The 16,982-nt window shown below is 71.4% G+C and carries 14 protein-coding genes; 8 read left to right on the top strand and 6 right to left on the bottom strand.

Annotated features, from left to right (window positions below):
• Window positions 1-7 precede the first annotated feature (7 nt).
• The 3 genes from OG589_RS07235 to OG589_RS07225 form a co-directional block, all read right to left on the bottom strand.
• Complete coding sequence (locus OG589_RS07235) at window positions 8-1,021, bottom strand: cytochrome d ubiquinol oxidase subunit II (protein WP_405147302.1); 1,014 nt, start codon at window positions 1,019-1,021, stop codon at window positions 8-10.
• Window positions 1,021-2,400, bottom strand: a complete 1,380-nt coding sequence (locus tag OG589_RS07230; RefSeq protein WP_405147301.1) for a cytochrome ubiquinol oxidase subunit I — start codon at window positions 2,398-2,400, stop codon at window positions 1,021-1,023. The genes OG589_RS07235 and OG589_RS07230 overlap by 1 nt, the downstream gene beginning before the upstream one ends.
• A 280-nt stretch (window positions 2,401-2,680) precedes the next feature.
• Window positions 2,681-4,381 (bottom strand): DUF1996 domain-containing protein, encoded by a 1,701-nt coding sequence (locus tag OG589_RS07225; RefSeq protein ID WP_405147299.1) that lies wholly within the window; start codon window positions 4,379-4,381, stop codon window positions 2,681-2,683.
• Window positions 4,382-4,587: 206 nt separating this feature from the next.
• On the opposite strand from OG589_RS07225, the gene OG589_RS07220 reads away from it, so the two are divergent.
• Both OG589_RS07220 and OG589_RS07215 read left to right on the top strand, forming a co-directional pair.
• Window positions 4,588-5,022, top strand: a complete 435-nt coding sequence (locus OG589_RS07220; RefSeq protein WP_405147298.1) for a hypothetical protein — start codon at window positions 4,588-4,590, stop codon at window positions 5,020-5,022.
• On the top strand, window positions 5,019-5,474 hold the full coding sequence (locus OG589_RS07215; protein ID WP_405147296.1) for a hypothetical protein: 456 nt from the start codon (window positions 5,019-5,021) through the stop codon (window positions 5,472-5,474). Before OG589_RS07220 ends, OG589_RS07215 begins: the two co-directional genes overlap by 4 nt.
• A 54-nt stretch (window positions 5,475-5,528) precedes the next feature.
• Here OG589_RS07215 and OG589_RS07210 read toward each other — a convergent pair whose 3' ends face one another.
• Together OG589_RS07210 and OG589_RS07205 are read right to left on the bottom strand one after the other, a co-directional pair.
• The gene (locus OG589_RS07210; RefSeq protein WP_405147294.1) at window positions 5,529-5,720 is read right to left on the bottom strand and encodes a ferredoxin; all 192 of its coding nucleotides are present in this window, start codon (window positions 5,718-5,720) and stop codon (window positions 5,529-5,531) included.
• Window positions 5,721-5,735: 15 nt separating this feature from the next.
• Window positions 5,736-6,932, bottom strand: coding sequence for a cytochrome P450 (locus OG589_RS07205; protein ID WP_405147293.1), 1,197 nt, complete (start codon window positions 6,930-6,932; stop codon window positions 5,736-5,738).
• 123 nt (window positions 6,933-7,055) lie between these two features.
• Between OG589_RS07205 and OG589_RS07200 the strand changes: the two genes are divergently transcribed.
• The 4 genes from OG589_RS07200 (at window position 7,056) to OG589_RS07185 (ending at window position 14,565) form a co-directional block, all read left to right on the top strand.
• Window positions 7,056-7,739: a TetR/AcrR family transcriptional regulator gene (locus tag OG589_RS07200; protein WP_405147292.1), complete on the top strand. Its 684-nt coding sequence runs from the start codon at window positions 7,056-7,058 to the stop codon at window positions 7,737-7,739.
• Between the two features lie 262 nt (window positions 7,740-8,001).
• Window positions 8,002-10,917 (top strand): helix-turn-helix transcriptional regulator, encoded by a 2,916-nt coding sequence (locus OG589_RS07195; protein ID WP_405147290.1) that lies wholly within the window; start codon window positions 8,002-8,004, stop codon window positions 10,915-10,917.
• A gap of 130 nt (window positions 10,918-11,047) precedes the next feature.
• Entirely contained in the window at window positions 11,048-12,148 is a 1,101-nt protein-coding gene (locus OG589_RS07190) for an alpha/beta fold hydrolase (RefSeq protein ID WP_405147289.1), read from the top strand.
• An 8-nt stretch (window positions 12,149-12,156) separates the two neighbouring features.
• Complete coding sequence (locus tag OG589_RS07185; protein ID WP_405147287.1) at window positions 12,157-14,565, top strand: GMC oxidoreductase; 2,409 nt, start codon at window positions 12,157-12,159, stop codon at window positions 14,563-14,565.
• A gap of 140 nt (window positions 14,566-14,705) precedes the next feature.
• On the opposite strand, the gene OG589_RS07180 is transcribed toward OG589_RS07185, so the two are convergent.
• Entirely contained in the window at window positions 14,706-15,323 is a 618-nt protein-coding gene (locus OG589_RS07180) for a DUF4142 domain-containing protein (protein WP_405147285.1), read from the bottom strand.
• 189 nt (window positions 15,324-15,512) lie between these two features.
• Here OG589_RS07180 and OG589_RS07175 point away from each other — a divergent pair, with 189 nt between their 5' ends.
• Window positions 15,513-16,058 carry a sigma-70 family RNA polymerase sigma factor gene (locus OG589_RS07175; protein WP_405147284.1) on the top strand — a complete coding sequence of 182 codons (546 nt, stop codon included), beginning with the start codon at window positions 15,513-15,515 and terminating at the stop codon, window positions 16,056-16,058.
• Window positions 16,055-16,978 carry a zf-HC2 domain-containing protein gene (locus tag OG589_RS07170; protein ID WP_405147281.1) on the top strand — a complete coding sequence of 308 codons (924 nt, stop codon included), beginning with the start codon at window positions 16,055-16,057 and terminating at the stop codon, window positions 16,976-16,978. Before OG589_RS07175 ends, OG589_RS07170 begins: the two co-directional genes overlap by 4 nt.
• Window positions 16,979-16,982 lie beyond the last annotated feature (4 nt).

Here is a 16,982-nt window from a genome sequence, read left to right as displayed (position 1 = left end):
GCGATCCTCACTCCGAGGTGCCGGCGTCGCGCAGCGCCCGCCGCTGGACGGCGAGCAGGCAGGCCATGGACGGTGCGATGAGCACCACTCCGATGGCGGTCACGACGAGGGTGGCGGTCAGCACCGCCGGGTCGGCGGCGGCCTGGCGGTAGGTGAGCGAGGGCGGGAGCATGACGGGATACTGCGCGAGCGCCCATCCCCACAGGATCGTGATGACACCGAGCATGGCGGCGGCTCGCACCAGCGGGTAGACGCGCCGCCAGAGCAGCACCAGCGAGCCGACGCCGAGCACTGCCCCGGCCACGACCAGCGGGAACCCCCGGTGGGTGAGCCCGGTGAACAGCCTCGGGGCGTCCCAGCGCAGCACGGCGATGCCGCCGAGCGCGACGGCCCCGATGAGCACGGCCGCGACCAGCGCCCGCACGCGGAACCACTCGGCCAGGTCGGGGCGCCCGGCCTCGACCGCGTCGTCGCAGAGGTAGGCCCCGGCGAGGTAGACGCAGACCATGACGGCCAGCGCCCCGCCCAGCAGCGAGGTCGGATTGAGCCAGCTCGTGATGATGTTCCCCCTGGCCAGCCCCGGCGGCACCCGTCCCGAGGCGATCGCTCCCGCGGCCGTGCCGAGGAAGAACGGGGTGAGGATGGAGGAGACGGCGAAGGCCCCGCCGAACAGGCGTTGCTGCCACAGCTCCGTGGCCGCCTTGCGGAAGGCGAAGGCGGTGCCCCTGGCGATGATGCCGAGCGCCGCCAGCGTCAGCGGGATGTACAGCGTCGACATCACCGAGGCGAACACCCCCGAGAACCCCGTCCAGAGCAGCACGAGCACGAAGATCAGCCATACATGGTTGGCCTCCCAGACCGGCCCGATCGACTGCTCGATGAGCCTGCGCCGTCCCATGCCCGTACGGCTGCGCCCGGCGAGCAGGTCCCAGGCGCCCCCGCCGAAGTCCGCCCCGGCCAGCAGGGCGTACAGCGTGATTCCTACCCACATCACGACAAGTACGATCTGCGCAGTGTCCATCAGGAGGCTTCCGGCTCGCGGGTGCGTTCGGGCTCCTGGGGGGCGACGGGTCTCTCGCTCCACCTGATCAGCCGCATCACGTAGAGGGTGACGACGGTGAGCACCGCGTAGACCAGCGTGACGACCACGAAGCCGGTCACCAGCCCCGGCGCGGGGTTCACCGCGTCGGACGTGCGCAGATGGCCGTACACCGTCCACGGCTGCCGGCCGACCTCGGTGACGGTCCACCCCGCCTCTACCGCGATCACCGCGAACACCCCCGACAGGGCCGCCACCCGCAGGAACCACCGCGAGCGGGGCAGCTCCCGCCGCCGCCACCAGCTGTAGCCCAGCCAGGCCGACAGCAGGAGAAGGAGGAAGCCCATCCCCACCATCGTGTCGAAGGCCAGATGGACCATCATCACGGGCGGGCGGACGTCCCTCGGCACCTGGTCGAGACCCTGGACGACGGTGTCGGTGCTGTGCCCCACCAGGAGCGACAGCGCGTACGGGATCTCGATGGAGTAGCGCAGCCGGTCGCCGGTGACGATGCCGCCGATGCTCAGCGGGGCGCCCGCCTGCGTGCGGAACAGCGCCTCGGCGGCGGCGAGCTTGGTCGGCTGCAGCGTGGCGACGCGCTTGCCCGCGAAGTCGCCCACCAGGATCTGGATCGGGGTGAACACCGCCGCCAGCGTGAAGGGGACCAGGAACCCCAGCAGGTGGTAGCGGTCGCGCCGCCCCCTGAGCATGCCGGCGGCGTAGACGCCGGCGACCAGGAAGCCCGCGACCATGAAGGCCGCCACGACCATGTGGAGCGTCTCGTGCGGCACGGCCGGGTTGAACATCGCCCGCCAGGGGCGCACGTGGCCCACCACGCCGTCCGTGCGGGTGAACCCGCGCGGCGCGTTCATCCACGCGTTCGCGCACACCACCAGGAACGCCGACAGCGTTCCGGAGACCAGCACGGGGATCCCGCTGAGCAGGTGCACCTTGGGCGGGACGCGGTCCCACGCGTACAGGTAGATGCCGAGGAAGATGGCCTCGATGAAGAACGCGATGCCCTCCGCCGCGAACGGCAGCCCGATGACCTGGCCGTAGGTGCCCATCATCCCCGGCCACAGCAGCCCGAGCTCGAAGCTGAGGATCGTGCCCGACACCGCGCCGGCCGCGAACAACACCCCGATCGCCTTGGCCCACTGGCGGGCGAGCCGGGTGTAGTCGGCGTCGCCGGTGCGTATGCCCCGCCATTCGATGATCAGCATCAGGGCGGGCATGCCGACGCCCAGGCAGGCGAGCACGATGTGCCAGCCGAGCGACAGCGCCATCTGCAGGCGCGCCGCGACGAGGTCCGCCGGGGTCGCGGGACCGGCCGCCGAGAGGGCCAACTGCAACGTCGCCATCGCGACCTCCCGCCGCCCCCATGGCGCGCCGGTCGAGGCACGCGTGATCTGTTTCTGCAGGTTAGGCGGTCGGTCGGCGGGAGAACGGCTCCTCGCGCGGCGCGTCGCGCACGGTCCACCGGCCTTTGCCCGATGCCGGTGGCGGATTTGCCTTCTCCCGGGTGACCTGTGCGCGAGGCGTGCCGAGGCCACGGCGGAAAAGCGGCGCCCCGCGAGTGGCTACTCGCGGGGCGCCGCTTATGCGCGCATGTCCCGATTTATCCGGTGGGTGGTACCAGGGTCAGCCGCAGCGCCTGCCGTTGTTGATGCAGTCCACGGCCTGCTTCATCAGCGCCTCCGGCATCACGTTGATGAAGTCACCGTGGTCGGTGACCGGCTTGTGGAGCTGCTCGGGGAAGCTGTCGAGCGCGATGCCCGGGCCCGGCGGCACGTTGTAGGTGATGCGCTGCTCCAGGGCCGGGATGGCCTGGAACCCGCTCGGGCACGATCCGTCGGCCCCGGTGAAGGCCACGTGGGTGCGGTGGTTGGCGCTGTCGGTGTTCTTGCCGTCCCAGCAGCTCTGGAACCGCAGGAGGCGCACCACCTGGCTGCCGCGCGGGCAGATCGGGTACTTGTCCTTGAGCTGGCGGTTCTCGAACCCGGTGCACGTCCAGCGGGCGTTGGCGTTCGTCGGGCCGTTGGTGAACGACTTGGCGTCCCCGGTGATGATGCGCAGGAAGACCGGCATCCCGACCACCTTGCTCGTGGGGTTGCCGCTCAGCGTCAGCGTGACGGAGGCGGGACGCACGATCTGGCCGACGTTGCCGTCCAGGCCGCCGCCGGGCTTGTCGGCGTCGTTCCCCTTACCCTTCTGCAGGCGCAGGACCGGCCAGTAGTGGGTGGACTTGTCGCCGTTGGAGCAGGTGGTGCCCGCCGCCTGGAGGCTGTCGTTGGTCGAGAAGCCGCTGGTGTCCTTGTTGCCCACGTAGTCGTGGACGTGGTGGGCGCCGTTGGTCACTCCCGGCGCGACGATCACGTTGTCGGAGTTGTGGTGGCCGTCCTCGTTGCGCCCGCAACGGGAGACGAAGGTGCCCCTCGACGCCCCCTGCTGGTTGCGGGGCCTGTCGGCGTTGGGCTGGACGGTGCGGATGTCCACGAAGTCGTCGGGCGAGGGGCCCGTCGCGCCGCCGGTCGCCGTGGCGCTCGGTGAGGGAGAGGCCGAACCCGAGCCGGTCGGGCTCGCGGTGGGCTCGGCCGTGGGGTTCGCGGTGTCGCTCGGCGACGGCGAGGCGGAGGGGTCGCCGGGGTCGCCGGTCGCCGTCGGGCTCGGAGACGGTGACTGCCCGCCGCCCGCGCCGTTCTGCACCGTGCACGACGTCAGGTTGCGCAGGTCCGCCCGGGCGCCGGCGCGCCGGACGGCGGTCGCGATGCGGTTGATCGTGAACGAGCGCTGGAGCCGCAGCGGGTTGAGCACCGCGTTGCGGATCAGGCTGTTGCTCGCGCGGGCGCCGATCCTGGCCAGGCGCTGGTTGGCCTGGGCGATCTGCCGGTCGATCGTCGCGAGGTTCCGCTTCACCTCCGCCTGGGCGGCGGCGGGGACGTCGGTCAGCCTGTCGGCCACCGACGGGCAGCTCACCGTGCGTACGGCGTTGCCGGTCCTCGAAAGGGCGCTGGGCGACTCGGAGGCGGCGGGGTCGCCGGTCGCGCTCGGGTCCTCGGACGGAGTCGGGTCGTCAGAGGCGCTCGGAGACTCGGATGGAGACTCAGAGGGAGCGGCGGCGGGGCTCTCGCCGTTCTGTCCTGCTTCGGGCGCGCCGGTGCTCACGGCCGTGCTCACGAGGCTGTAGGCGGCGCTGACGGTGAGGGCCGACGGCGACCCGTCCGCGCCGACCGCCTGCCCAGCCGGGGCCAGGCTCGCCACGACGAGGCCGACCCCCGCCCCACCCAGGGCAAGGACGCTCAGGACGGGCCTGAACCGCCGTCTCTGCTGGATTCGGATCATTCGAACTCCTCCCGGAGTACGTGCTCATGGCGGCATTGGTTGGTGCCCCATCGTCACGAGGTACGCGGCGAGGACCGGAAGGGTTCGACCATCCTGGAAAACTTTTGCCGGCCCCTGACTCATGCGTGACACGCTGAACCGAACCGGCGCGCCCCGCGTACCCGCTGACGGTGACTTCTGCAGGCACACTGGATCGGAGATCTGCCATGGGACGCCCAAGCCTCACCACACGCGTGACCGCCCTTCTCGGTTCCGTCCTCGCCCTCGCGCTCGTCACGGGATGCGGTGGCGGCGCGGCCTCGGACGATCCCTCCCTCGCGGCGGCGGGCGGCGCCGCGGCGGCCAACCCGGGCCCCCCTGCCACCCTCAAGCAGCTCGCCACCAGGACCGGATGCGCCAAACCCCAGGTCCAGACCGACGCGGAGGAGCTACGACAGGGCGTGTGCAAGACCGACAAGGGCCAGTACACGGTCACGACGTTCTCCACCGACAAGGGCAAGGCCGAGTGGCTGGAGGAGGCGAAGAAGTGGGGCGGCAACTACCTGGTCGGCACGCGGTGGGTCATCGCGGGCAACGACCCGGGGGTGCTGCAGTCCTTCAGCGAGAAGGTCGGCGGCAACATCGAGACGACCGCGCCGTGACGGGCCGCGCCAGGCGTACGGCCGTGCTGCTCGGCGCCGCCCTGGCCGTCGCGGCCCTCGGCGGTTGCGGCACCGCGCGGGGCGCGACCGGCGGCCCTGCCACCGTCGAGGAGATCGCGGCCAGGACCGGCTGCGCCGAGCCCCAGATGCAGGTGGAGGCCGACGAGCTGCGCCAGGGCGTGTGCAGGACGTCGAAGGGCCAGTACTCCGTCACGACCTTCGCGACGGAGAAGGGCAAGCAGGAGTGGCTGGACGACGCGCTGAGCTACGGCGGCGCGTACCTCATCGGCACGCGCTGGATCGTGCTCGGCAACACCGAGGAGATGCTGGAGTCCTTCCGCGCGACCCTCGGCGGCCGCGTGAGGATGGGCGGGCACGTGATGCCGTCCGGCGAGCCGATGCCGCAGGGGCACTCCATGCCGCCGGGAGAGCACACGATGCCGATGCCGTGACGCGCGGAGCCGGGCCGCCGTGAGCGGCGCGGCCCCGCGCGGGACGGCGGACGCTCAGGAGATGGACAGTGCGCCGGACGGGCACACCTGCACCGCGCGGCGGACGCCCGCCTCCTGTGCGGCGGCCGGCTCCTCCTCCAGCAGCAGCACGGTGCCGTCCTCCTCGCTCTGGTCGAACACCTCCGGAGCCGTCAGCACGCACATCCCGGCTCCGATGCAGACATCGGTATCCGCTTTTATCCGCATGAGTTGGGAAACCTCCTACCAGGCGACCGGCAACCGGTGAACGCCGTAGATAGCCATGTCGGAACGCATCGAGACCTCCTCGCTCGGTATGGCGAGGCGCAGGTCCGGGAAGCGCCGCAGCAGGGCCGGGTATCCGATGCGCATCTCGATGCGGGCGAGCTGCTGACCGAGACACTGGTGGATGCCGTGGCCGAACGAGACGTGGCCCGTGGCCTGACGTGTGATGTCCAGCTTATCGGGGGCGTCGAAGCGTTCGGGATCACGGTTGGCCGCGCTCAGCGACAGCGTCACCGCCTCGCCGGCCTTGATCGTGTGGCCGTCCAGCTCGACGTCCTCCAGCGCCGTGCGAACCGGGCCGATGTGGACGATCGTCAGAAATCTCAGCAGCTCCTCGACCGCGCTTTCGGCCAGCGACGGGTCCCCGCGCAGCGCGGCGAGCTGGTCGGGGTTGTTCAGCAGCGTGTACGTGCCGAGGGCCAGCATGTTGGCCGTGGTCTCGTGACCCGCGATGAGCAGGAGCACCGCCACGCCGGTGATCTCCTCGTCGTTGAGCTGCCCGGTGGCGACCAGCCCGCTGATCAGGGCGTCGTCCGGTTCGGTGCGCTTGCTGACCACCAGGTCGTGAAGGTACTCCATCAGGCCGTCGAGCGCTTCGCGCACCTGCTCAGGCGTCGAGCCGAGGTTCAGCAGCTTGGCGGAGTCGCGCTGGAACCGGGCATGGTCGGCGTACGGCACGCCCAGCAGCTCGCAGATCACCAGGGACGGGATCGGCAGCGCGAACAGCTCCACCAGGTCGGCGGGCGAGCCGGCCTTCTCCATCGCGTCCAGCCGGTCGGAGGTGATCTGCTCGATCCTCGGCTCCAGCTGCTTCATGCGGCGGACGGTGAACTGGCCGGTGAGCAGCTTGCGGAAGCGCGTGTGCTCGGGCGGGTCCTCGCGCAGGAAGAACCCGGGACGCTTCCTGAGCGCGGCCTGCCTCAGCCGCTCGCCGATCGGCGGGTGCATGAACTCGATGCGCGTGCTGAAGCGGGGGTCGGCGAGCACCGCGCGCACGGTCTCGTACCGCGTCGCCAGCCACCCCACATGGCCGTCGGCGTAGAGCATCGGCCTGATCGGGCCTTCCTCGCGCCACCTGCGCAGGTCATCCGGCGGGTCGACGGGGTTCGCCCGCGACATCGGAAGGGTGACGGGATCGGGCATTGCCTTGGTCATGACGCGCTCCTCGGACTTGACAGCGGTCGAAACTTGACGGCCCTTTCTGTAGTCATAGAAAACAGTACCCTCTTTGAAATTGCAATGGATGAAAGAAAACATCGGATGCAGTAAAGTTCCCCCATGGGCGGTGGTCCAGGTCTGAGGGAACGCAAGAAGCTGCGCACGCGCCGTGCGCTGATCGAGTCCGCCATGCGCCTCTTCGAGGAGAAGGGGTACGAGGAGACGACCGTGGCCGAGATCGCGGCGGCCGTCGACGTCTCGACGCGCACGTTCTTCAGCTACTTCGCGAGCAAGGAAGACGTCGTGTTCTTCGACACGCGCACGCGGATCGACCGCGCCCTCGCCGTCATCGCCGGGCGACGGCCGGCGGAGCCGGTGGTCGAGCTCCTGCTCAGGGTCGCGGAGGCCACGCTCGGCTTCGGCGGCGCCGCGCCCAGGGACCCCGCGGACATCCAGGCCGCCGAGGACGCCGAGGCGGCCCTTGGGATGATCCCCGCGCGCACGCGCCTGATCATGTCGGTCCCCGCGCTCCAGGCCCGGGCGCTGCACGTGCTGTTCGACGTCCAGCGCGAGCTGTCCGAGGCGCTGCGGCGGGCCTATCCCGGCGAGCTCGATCCCGTCGAGGCCGCCGCCGCGGTGGGGATGTTCGTGGGGGCGGCGAAGATGGCCGCCATGGCCAGCAGGGATCTGGGCGACCCGCCCGCCATGAGATGGGCGGCGGTGCGCAGAGGCGTCGACATCGCGGTGAACGGGCTGCGCTCGCTCGACGTCGCGGGCAACGCGGCGACCGCCGACCGCCCGTAGGCACTCGCGAGGCAACCAGATTAGCTACAAAAGCGTAACCGATGGGGTGATGCGGCACGCGTTTTGGGGTGGAAAAGGTTTGATCGGGGTGATCAGCTCGCCACCAGCCTGTTTTACGACAAAATCATCCTCCGAGGGTGTCCGCGTGGTGAGCCCTCGGCCGTGAACGTCGCGCCCCTTCCGAGTCCCGCGTCAAGTCCCTGGCGGAATTCGATTGCGGCACGGCTGTTCGTGGTGTTCCGTCTCGCTGTGGGGTACAGACATGAACAGTCGTGACACTCTGCCATCCGGCGAGGGGTCCGAGACGGCCCTCACCGGCGCGGCCCCGCTCGTCGGGCGCCGCGACGCGCTCCGCTCCTTCACCCGCACGGTCGAGGCGACGCTCACCGGCGGGTTCCAGTTCCTGGCCGTGGTCGGCGAGCCGGGCGCGGGCAAGACCCGGCTGCTCGCCGAGCTCGCCACGCTCGCCGGAGGCCGGGGGCTCACCACGCTGTGGGGCAGGGCGGCCGAGTTCGAGCAGATCATGCCGTTCAGCGCGCTCATCGACGCCCTGGACGACCACCTGGAGGCCCACCGCGACGAGCTGTCGGAACGGCTCGGCGCGGGCCAGGCCCGGCAGCTCGCCACCGTGTTCCCCGCGCTCGCCGCCAAGATGCCGGAGCCCCCCGACGGCGCCGAGGTCGACGACCAGAGCGGCATGGTGCGCTACCGGCTCTACCGGGCGCTGCGGCAGCTCATCGACGAGATGGCCGGCCCGGCCGGGCTCGCGCTGATCCTGGACGACGTGCACTGGGCCGACGACAGCTCGGCGGAGTTCCTCGACCACCTGGTCCGCCACCCGCCGCGCGGCAAGGTGCTGGTCACCGTCGCCTACCGTCCCGCGCAGGTCACCCCGCGCCTGGCGTCCCTGGTGATGAGCGCGGGCGGCCACGGCAGGCAGGTCACGGTCGGCCCGCTCAACCAGGCCGAGGTGGAGGAGTTCCTCGGACCGCGCGTCAACCGCACGCGCGGCCGGGCGCTGTACGAGGCCAGCGGCGGCAACCCGTTCTACCTGGAGGCGCTGGCCCGCATGAGCCGGCTGGACGTCAGCGAGCTGCCTCCGACCGTGCGCGCCGCGCTCCAGGTCGAGCTGGGCGACCTGTCCCCCGGGTCCCTGCTGGTCGCCCAGGCGGCCGCGGTGACGGCCGACGAGTTCGAGCCCGCCCTGGCCGCCGTCACCGCGCAGGTCTCCGAGGCCACCGCCCTGGACGCGCTCAACGAGCTGGTCGGCCGCGACATCGTCCGCCCCGCGGCGGCCGGCCGGTTCCGGTTCCGCCACCCGCTGGTCCGGCGGGCCGCCTACGAGTCCTCGGCGGCGGGCTGGCAGCTCGCCGCCCACGCCCGGCTGGCCGCCCACCTGGCCTCCCTCGGCGCGCCCGCCACCGTCCAGGCCCACCACTTCGAGCAGTCCGGCTCCTTCGGCGACCAGCGGGCCGTGGCCACCCTGGTGGAGGCGGCCCGCGCGGTCGCCGCGCAGGCGCCGGTCACCTGCGCACACTGGCTGCGCAAGGCCCTCGACCTCATGCCCGAGGAGCCGGGCACGCTGGAGGAGCGGATGGAGCTGCTCCTGGAGCTCAGCCGGGCCCAGGGCGTCAGCGGCCGGCTCGCCGAGGGCCGCGACACCGCCCGCGAGCTGCTGCGCCTGCTGCCCGAGGACGACCACACGCGCCGCGCCAGGGCCGCACGCATCTGTGCCCTGATGGAACGACAGCTCGACCGCCCACACGAGGCCCGTGCCCTGCTGCTGGACGAGCTGCGCAGGATGCCCGACCCCCGCGCCGCCGCCGCCATACCCCTGCGGATGAGGCTGGTCGCCGAGAGCATGATGCGGGTCGACTTCCGCGCGGCCCAGGCCGTGCTCGACCTGATGCCGGACTCCGGCGACGACTGGGAGCCCGACCTCGCCATGGCGGTGGCGGCCCTGCGGCCGATGCCCGCCTACGCCGCCGGGAGGATGGAGGAGGCGCTGCGCAGCGCGGACGCCGCCGACCGGCTCATCACCACGGCCCTGGACGAGCACCTGGCCGAGTGGCTGGACGCGGTCGCCTGGCTGTGCTGGGCCGAGACCAACATGGGCCGCTACTCGGTGGCGCTGCGGCACTTCGAGCGCGCCGCCGCCGTCGCCCGCTCCACCGGGCAGACCTACATCCTGACCAACCTGCTCGCCGGCAAGGCCCGCACCCTCACCGTGCTCGGCCGGCTCCCCGAGGCGCTGGCCACCGTCGAGGAGTCGGTCGAGGGGGCCCGGCTGCTGGAGTCCGGGCAGCAGCTGGTGTTCGCCCTCACCCAGCTCTGCATGGGGTCCGTCTGGACCGGCGACCACGACGCCGGCCTGCGCGCCGGCGAGGAGGCCGTCCAGGCGGGCGTCGGCGGCGGCGAGGCGTGGGGCGACATGGCGCGGCAGGCCCTGGGAGTGGCCCTGGTCGCCGCCGGGCGGCTGGAGGAGGGCATCGAGGCGGTCCTGGACGCCTGTGCCGGGTTCGAGCAGCCCCGTCTGGACCGGGGCACGCTGATCGCCTGCTGCGAGCTGCTCGCCCACGCCGAGGCCGCCCGTGGCCGGAGCGACGAGGCCGCCGGTTGGGCCGAGCGCGCCGCCTCACTGTCGCATCCCCACCTGCCGGTCTTCTCCGGCCTGATCCCGCTCGCCCGCGCCCACGCCCTCCGCGCTTCCGACCCGGCCGCCGCCGCGCTCCTCGCCGGGCAGGCCGCCGTCCTGCTGGCCGCCGGGGAACGGCGCGTCGACGCCGGCCGGGCGCTGCTGGTGGCGGGCCTGGCCCACGGAGAGGCCGGTGAGCGCCGCCCGGCCCGCGAGCGGCTGCGCGAGGCCACCGAGGCCTTCCACGCCTGCGGCGCGCGCGGGCTGGAGGCGCAGGCGACACGCGAGCTCCGCCGCCTCGGCGTGCGGGTGTCGGCGGCGGGATCCCCCACGCAGGGCGGGCCGGGCGCCGCGCCGTACGGGCTGTCGCCCCGGGAGCTGGAGATCGCCACGCTGGTCGCCGAGGGGCTCACCAACCAGCTCATCGCCGAGCAGCTGTTCCTGAGCGTCCGCACCGTGGAGACCCATCTGTCGCACGTCTTCGCCAAGCTCGGCGTCGGCTCGCGGGTCGGAGTCGCCACCAAGCTGAACCGAAACCCCTGAATCGGAGTCTCATATACGGAATCCCCTGCTCCAGGTACGGGGTTCCCCGGAGTTATGTACGGGGTTTCCACGATGCCGTACGTGCCCGGCGATTGACATTGTTGGACCGGGTCACGAGGAGGACGGTCAGATGGAGCACCGCATACCGCGGTACACGCTTGAGGGCGTGACGGGCGCCGAGGTGTCGGTGCATCCTTTCTCGACCGAGGACGAGCTGGGCCTGACGCTGACGAGGTTCCTCGCCGAGGAGTCCGACGACGTCGTGCTGCTGGTCCACGGGCTGACGTCGTCCAGCGACATGTTCATCATGCCGGAGCACCGCAACCTGGTGAGCTTCCTGCTGGACAACGGCTTCGGCGACGTCTGGACGCTCGACTTCCGGATGAGCAACCGGTTCCCGTACAACATGGAGACCCGGCGGCAGACCCTGGACGACATCGCCGCCTACGACCACCCGGCAGCCATGAGGGAGCTCCGCCGTCACGTTGGGGCACGGCGGATCCACGTCATAGCGCACTGCCTGGGGTCGGTGTCGTTCCAGATGAGCCTGTTCGGAGGAGCGGTCGAGGGCGTCACCAGCATGGTGGCCAACAGTGTCGGGCTGACCCCGCGGGTGCCCGCCTGGGCCCGGGTCAAGCTGGCACTCGGCCCGCTCCTCCTGGAGTACGCGCTCGGCCTGTCCTACCTCGACCCCCGGTTCCACGACGCTCCGCCCCTGACCCGGCGCCGGTTGCTCGCCCGCGCCATCTCGTTCTTCCACCCCGAGTGCCGGGAGCCCGCCTGCCACATGCAGAGCTTCATGTGGGGCAGCGGCCGGCCGGCGATGTACCGTCACGGCAACCTCGCGCCGCGCACGCACGTCCACGAGCGGCTCGCCGACCTGAACGGCGCGTCCGACGTCAACTACTACCGGCACATCAACAAGATGGTGCGAGCCGGCCACGCGGTGAAGTGCGATCCCGGCAACCCGGCTCTGGCCGCTCTGCCGGACGACTACCTGGAGCGCGCCGGCGCGGTCGAGACGCCTGTGCTGTTCATGACCGGCGACCACAACGACGTCTTCACCGACTCCAACGTCGTCTGCCACCGGGTGCTGTCGAAGCGCGCCCCGGGCCGCCACGAGCTGCAGGTGCTGCCCGGGTACGGGCACATCGACCCGCTCATCGGCAAGAACGCGCACGTGGACGTGTTCCCGCGCATCCTCGACTTCCTCAAGCGCAACGCGGGCTGAGCGACCTCATGAGCACCGGGAAGAAGGCGCCTGGGGGCGCCCGCAAGGTAGAGCACGTGGACGTGCTGGTCGTGGGCTCGGGCTTCGGCGGCTCGGTCGCCGCGTACCGCCTGGCCGCGGCGGGGCAGTCGGTGGTGGTGATGGAGCGGGGCCGCGCCTACGCGCCGGGCATGTTCCCGCGCAGCCCCGCCGAGATGGGCAAGGCCTTCTGGGATCCCAAAGAGGGCCACTACGGCATGTACGACGTGTGGAGCTTCGGCGGCTGCGACTCGGTGGTCTCCAGCGGCCTGGGCGGCGGCTCGCTGATCTACGCGAACGTGATGATGCGCAAGGACGAGCGCTGGTTCGTGCACGAGGAGCCGCTGACGGCGGGCGGCTACGAGTCGTGGCCGGTGGCGCGGGACGACCTCGACCCCCACTACGACGCGGTCGAGCAGATGATCGGCGCCACGCCGTACCCCCTCGACCACCCCGTCTACTCCGACACGCCGAAGACCAGGGCCATGCAGGACGCGGCCGCCGAGCTCGGGCTCGACTGGCGGCTCCCGCCGCTGGCCATCAGCTTCGCCCCGATCCGGGGCGCCGAGCCGGGGCTCGGGCTTCCCATCGCCGACCCCGGGTACGGCAACCTGCACGGCGTGCCGCGCCGCACCTGCCGGCTGTGCGGCGAGTGCGACATCGGCTGCAACGACGGGGCGAAGAACAGCCTCGACCACACCTATCTCTCCGCGGCCCGCCACCACGGCGCCGACCTGCGCACGCTCCACGAGGTGCGGGCGATCCGGCCGCGCGCGGGCGGCGGCTACGAGGTGAGCTACCGCCGGTACCACCCCGACAGCGACCCGCGCGTCATCAGCTGCGACCGGCTGGTGCTCGCGGCGGGCACGTACGGCACGACGTACCTCCTGCTGCGGAGCCGTGCGCAGTTCCCCGGGCTGAGCCGCACGCTCGGCAGCCGGTTCTCCGGCAACGGCGATCTGCTCACATTCCTGCTGCGGGCCAAGGACCGCAGCCGCACCCGTGCGATCAACGCCAGCCGGGGCCCGGTCATCACGAGCGCGATCCGGCTGGCCGACGACGCCGACGGCACGCGCGACACCGGCCGGGGCGCCTACATCGAGGACGGCGGCTACCCCGCCTTCATCGACTGGCTGGTCGAGGGCGCCGACGTGCGGCACGAGATCCGGCGCGCCGCCCGGTTCATCGCCGACCGCCTGCGCGCCTTCGTCACGCACGACACCAACCTGTCCGCGGAGATCGCGGACCTGGTCGGCGACGGCGAGCTCTCGGGCAGCTCTCTTCCGCTGCTCGGCATGGGCAGGGACGTGCCCGACGGGGAGCTGCGGCTGCGCGACGGCAAGCTCGACATCAGGTGGAGCTCGCAGGCGAGCGACCAGTACTACGAACGCCTGCGCGCGACCATGCGGCGCATCTCGGACGTGCTCGGAGCCGAGCAGTCCGGCCTGCCGGCCTGGCTCGGCAAGCGCATCATCACGGTTCACCCGCTCGGCGGTGTGCCGATGGGACGCCACCCCGGCGAGGGCGTCTGCGACGCCTACGGCGAGGTGTTCGACCATCCCGGGCTGTACATCGCCGACGGCGCCGCCCTGCCGGGACCGGTGGGTGCCAACCCGTCGCTGACCATCGCGGCGCTCGCCGACCGCATGTGCACCCGGCTGCTGGAGAAGCTGCCGGTGGGAACACAGCACAGGAAAGAAGGACAAGCCCCAATGACCGTGGGAACCGGACGGGCAGGCCCAGTGGTGGACACCGCCCCGTCCGAGGAGGCGCTGAGCCTCATGGCGGGCGAGCCCGCCGAACGTACTTCGCTGTCGTTCACCGAGAAGATGGGCGGATTCGTCGCCCTCGGAGTGACCGACCCCCGTTCCGGTGACATGACCGGGCGATCCGACGGTGACCGGTTCTCGTTCCGGCTCACCATCAGCGTCGACGACGTGGACCGCTTCCTGTCCGAGCCCGAGCACCCCGCCCGGGCCGAGGGATGGATCGACGCCGCCTTCTGCGGAGGCCGGCGACCGGTCGAACGCGGCTGGTTCAACCTCTTCGCGCCGGGCGACACCCCCGACCGGCGCGAGATGCGTTACCGGCTGTGGTTCACCGACGACCAGGGGATGCCGCACACCCTGGCCGGCTGGAAGGACGTACACCACGGGCCCGCCACGCGGCTGTGGCTCGACACATCGACCCTGTACACGCGGTTGCTGCGGGGTCACGTGCCAGAGGGCGAGGACCAAGGGGCGACGGTGGCCGGCGCGGGGACGCTGCACATCCAGCCCATGGACCTCGCCGCGACCCTGAAGAGCTTCGACACGGAGGGCCCGCACGGCGTCGCCGCGCTGGTCCGGTTCGGGAGGTTCTTCGTCGGGCAGCTCTGGGACGTCTACGGACCGGGGTGAGGCGGAAACCCCGAGGCGGCCGATCGGTGAGAGGGAGGTGGATCCCCCGCCGATCGGCCGCCGGCCCTGGGGGTGGCGGCGCCGGTCGCGGTCGAACGCGGTGCCTGGTGAAGCAGATGGCTCTTTGACGCCTTCGTCCCCTATTTGGAGGGGTTAGGGGAGGGAGGCGGGGGCGTGGGCAACGCCGCGAAGTCGACCTTGCCCGTGCTTTCGAGGAGGGTCATGTGCTTCATGACCACGTCGACCGCGACCTGCGCGAAAGCGCGGATCTCGGAGTTCTTCGTGCCGGCGCGCACCAGGGCCACCGCCGAGAACACCTTGCCGTGCGCCGCGCGCAGGCGGTCGGCGAAGGTCTTGTCGTAGTCCTGGCCGGTCTTGGTGGACAACTCGGCCATCCACCCCTGCTGGTCCGCGTTGGGAGTGCTCGGTAGCTCGACGTTCAGCTTGGCGGCGAGCGCCCGCACCTGCTCGTCCAGTTTGGTGTGGTCGGCCACCAGCATCTGACCGACCTCCTTGACCCGCGTGCTCCCGGCCCGCTGCTGCGCCTGCTGCCCGGTCGGGATCTCCCAGAGCCCCGCCTGCCGCACTCTGACCAGGAAGTCCCGGTCCGCCGGCCCGAGCGGGCCCGACGCGGTGTCGGTCCAGTCGGAGGGGGAGGCTCCGCTCGCCGAGGTGATGCCGTTCGGCGCGATCATGAAGACCGCCACCGTGGCGATGACCAGGAAGGTCAGCGCCGCGAGAACCTCGACGAGCCGCATGGACCTGAGTTGAAGCCGGTTCACCGAATGCTCTCTCCCTTTCGTGTCCCTGATCCCTTGGGCGCGCCTGTCAGGAGGAGGTACGGGGGGAAATCGCCGACGGTTCAACCAATGTGGCGAGATTTTCGAATCTTACGGAAGTTGCCTAATTTGCTCACGTGACCCGTGATGCGCTGCCACCATGTGCCTGTGCAGCGTCATCGCAGCGTCCGGTCCCTACCGGAGGAAGCTCACGACGACTCGGAAGAGCAGCTGGTCACCACGCTCTACCGCGAGTTCGGCGGTCCCCTCCTCCGCAATGTGCGCAGACTGACTGGAGGCGACCAGCAATGGGCAGAGGATGTCGTACAGGAGACGGTCTTCCGCGCGTGGCGGAACGCCGGGAAGCTCAACAGGGAGCCCGGCCTCCTGTGGGCGTGGCTGATGACCGTCGCCCGCAGGATCGTCATCGACGCGCACCGTCAGCGCTCGGTGCGTCCGCAGGAGGTCGAACCTGACAGGCTTGACAGCGTCGCCATTCCCGACGGCTCCGAGCCGATGCTGTCGGCGATGGTGGTATCGGAGGCCCTGTACAGCCTCTCGGAAGAACACCGGGAAGCGCTCGTGCAGACCTACCTCCACGACCGTACGATCAATGAGGCGGCAGAGGTGCTGGGAGTTCCGCCAGGGACGGTCAAGTCCCGGGTGTACTACGCGCTTCGCGCCCTCCAGAAGACGATGAAGGAGAGGGGGTGACCGGTCTCATGGATTCACCCCCGCACGTGGAGGTGGCGGCCTACATCCTCGGAGCACTCAACAAGGAGGACTACGAGGCCTTCGACCGCCACCTGCTCGACTGCGCGAGCTGCCAGGACGAGCTGCGCGACATGTACGAGCTGCCCGACGCGCTGGACGTCCTCAAACGCGGCATGAAGGGCATGGCGGGCGGCGCGGTCCCGGGCACGGTGAACGGCGCCGCACTCAACGGCACACCCGGCGGCGCACTCAACGGCCCACTCGGCGACCAACTTGGCGGCCAACTTGGCGGCACAGTCAACGGCGCGGGGTACGGGACGAACGGGGCCGTGAACGGCTCCCCCACCGGCGTGGTGAGAGACCTGTGGTCGCCTCATCCGCAAAGGCGGGCCCCCTCCCGCAGCCATCGCAGGGCCGCGGCCCGCGACGACAGGCGGCAGGACGAGCTCGCCGAGGCGCGGGTCCGGCGCCGCCGGGTCATGTGGCTGGGCGTCGCCGCCGCCCTGGTGGTCGGGGTCACCGGCACCGCCACGGCGCAGCTGTGGCCGCGCGGAGCTCCCGCGGCGATCGTCGCGGCGCCCAGCGGCCCGGCCAAGGCCGACATCAGCGAGGGCACCAGCCCCGACACGGGGGTCAGCGGGTCGGTCGGCCTGGTCGCCAAGGTCTGGGGCACCGAGGTGGCATTCCAGCTCGCCGGGGTGCGCGGGCCCGAGCGCTGCAGCCTGGTGGCCGTCTCCCGGTCCGGGGACACCGACGTCGTGTCCGGCTGGCGCATCCCTCCCGGGGAGGGGTACGGCGTGGCGGGGCATCCCGACCCGTTGCGCCTGACGGGCGGCACTGCCCTCGCCAAGACCGAGATCGACCATTTCGAGGTGCGCAGGGAGGACGGGGTCCGCCTGCTGGCGATCCCCGTCGCCTGACCGT

The organism is Sphaerisporangium sp. NBC_01403, from assembly GCF_045040145.1.
GTDB lineage: Bacteria > Actinomycetota > Actinomycetes > Streptosporangiales > Streptosporangiaceae > Sphaerisporangium > Sphaerisporangium viridialbum.
The sequence above is the reverse complement of the archived record's forward strand: the minus strand, read 5'-3'. Positions and strand labels throughout refer to the sequence as shown.

Bases quoted from the DNA above. Each gene is read 5' to 3' on its own strand.
- OG589_RS07235 (WP_405147302.1), bottom strand. From the start codon at position 1,021: ATGGACACTGCGCAGATCGTACTTGTCGTGATGTGGGTAGGAATCACG.
- OG589_RS07230 (WP_405147301.1), bottom strand. From the start codon at position 2,400: ATGGCGACGTTGCAGTTGGCCCTCTCGGCGGCCGGTCCCGCGACCCCG.
- OG589_RS07225 (WP_405147299.1), bottom strand. From the start codon at position 4,381: ATGATCCGAATCCAGCAGAGACGGCGGTTCAGGCCCGTCCTGAGCGTC.
- OG589_RS07220 (WP_405147298.1), top strand. From the start codon at position 4,588: ATGGGACGCCCAAGCCTCACCACACGCGTGACCGCCCTTCTCGGTTCC.
- OG589_RS07210 (WP_405147294.1), bottom strand. From the start codon at position 5,720: ATGCGGATAAAAGCGGATACCGATGTCTGCATCGGAGCCGGGATGTGC.
- OG589_RS07205 (WP_405147293.1), bottom strand. From the start codon at position 6,932: ATGACCAAGGCAATGCCCGATCCCGTCACCCTTCCGATGTCGCGGGCG.
- OG589_RS07200 (WP_405147292.1), top strand. From the start codon at position 7,056: ATGGGCGGTGGTCCAGGTCTGAGGGAACGCAAGAAGCTGCGCACGCGC.
- OG589_RS07195 (WP_405147290.1), top strand. From the start codon at position 8,002: ATGAACAGTCGTGACACTCTGCCATCCGGCGAGGGGTCCGAGACGGCC.
- OG589_RS07190 (WP_405147289.1), top strand. From the start codon at position 11,048: ATGGAGCACCGCATACCGCGGTACACGCTTGAGGGCGTGACGGGCGCC.
- OG589_RS07185 (WP_405147287.1), top strand. From the start codon at position 12,157: ATGAGCACCGGGAAGAAGGCGCCTGGGGGCGCCCGCAAGGTAGAGCAC.
- OG589_RS07180 (WP_405147285.1), bottom strand. From the start codon at position 15,323: ATGCGGCTCGTCGAGGTTCTCGCGGCGCTGACCTTCCTGGTCATCGCC.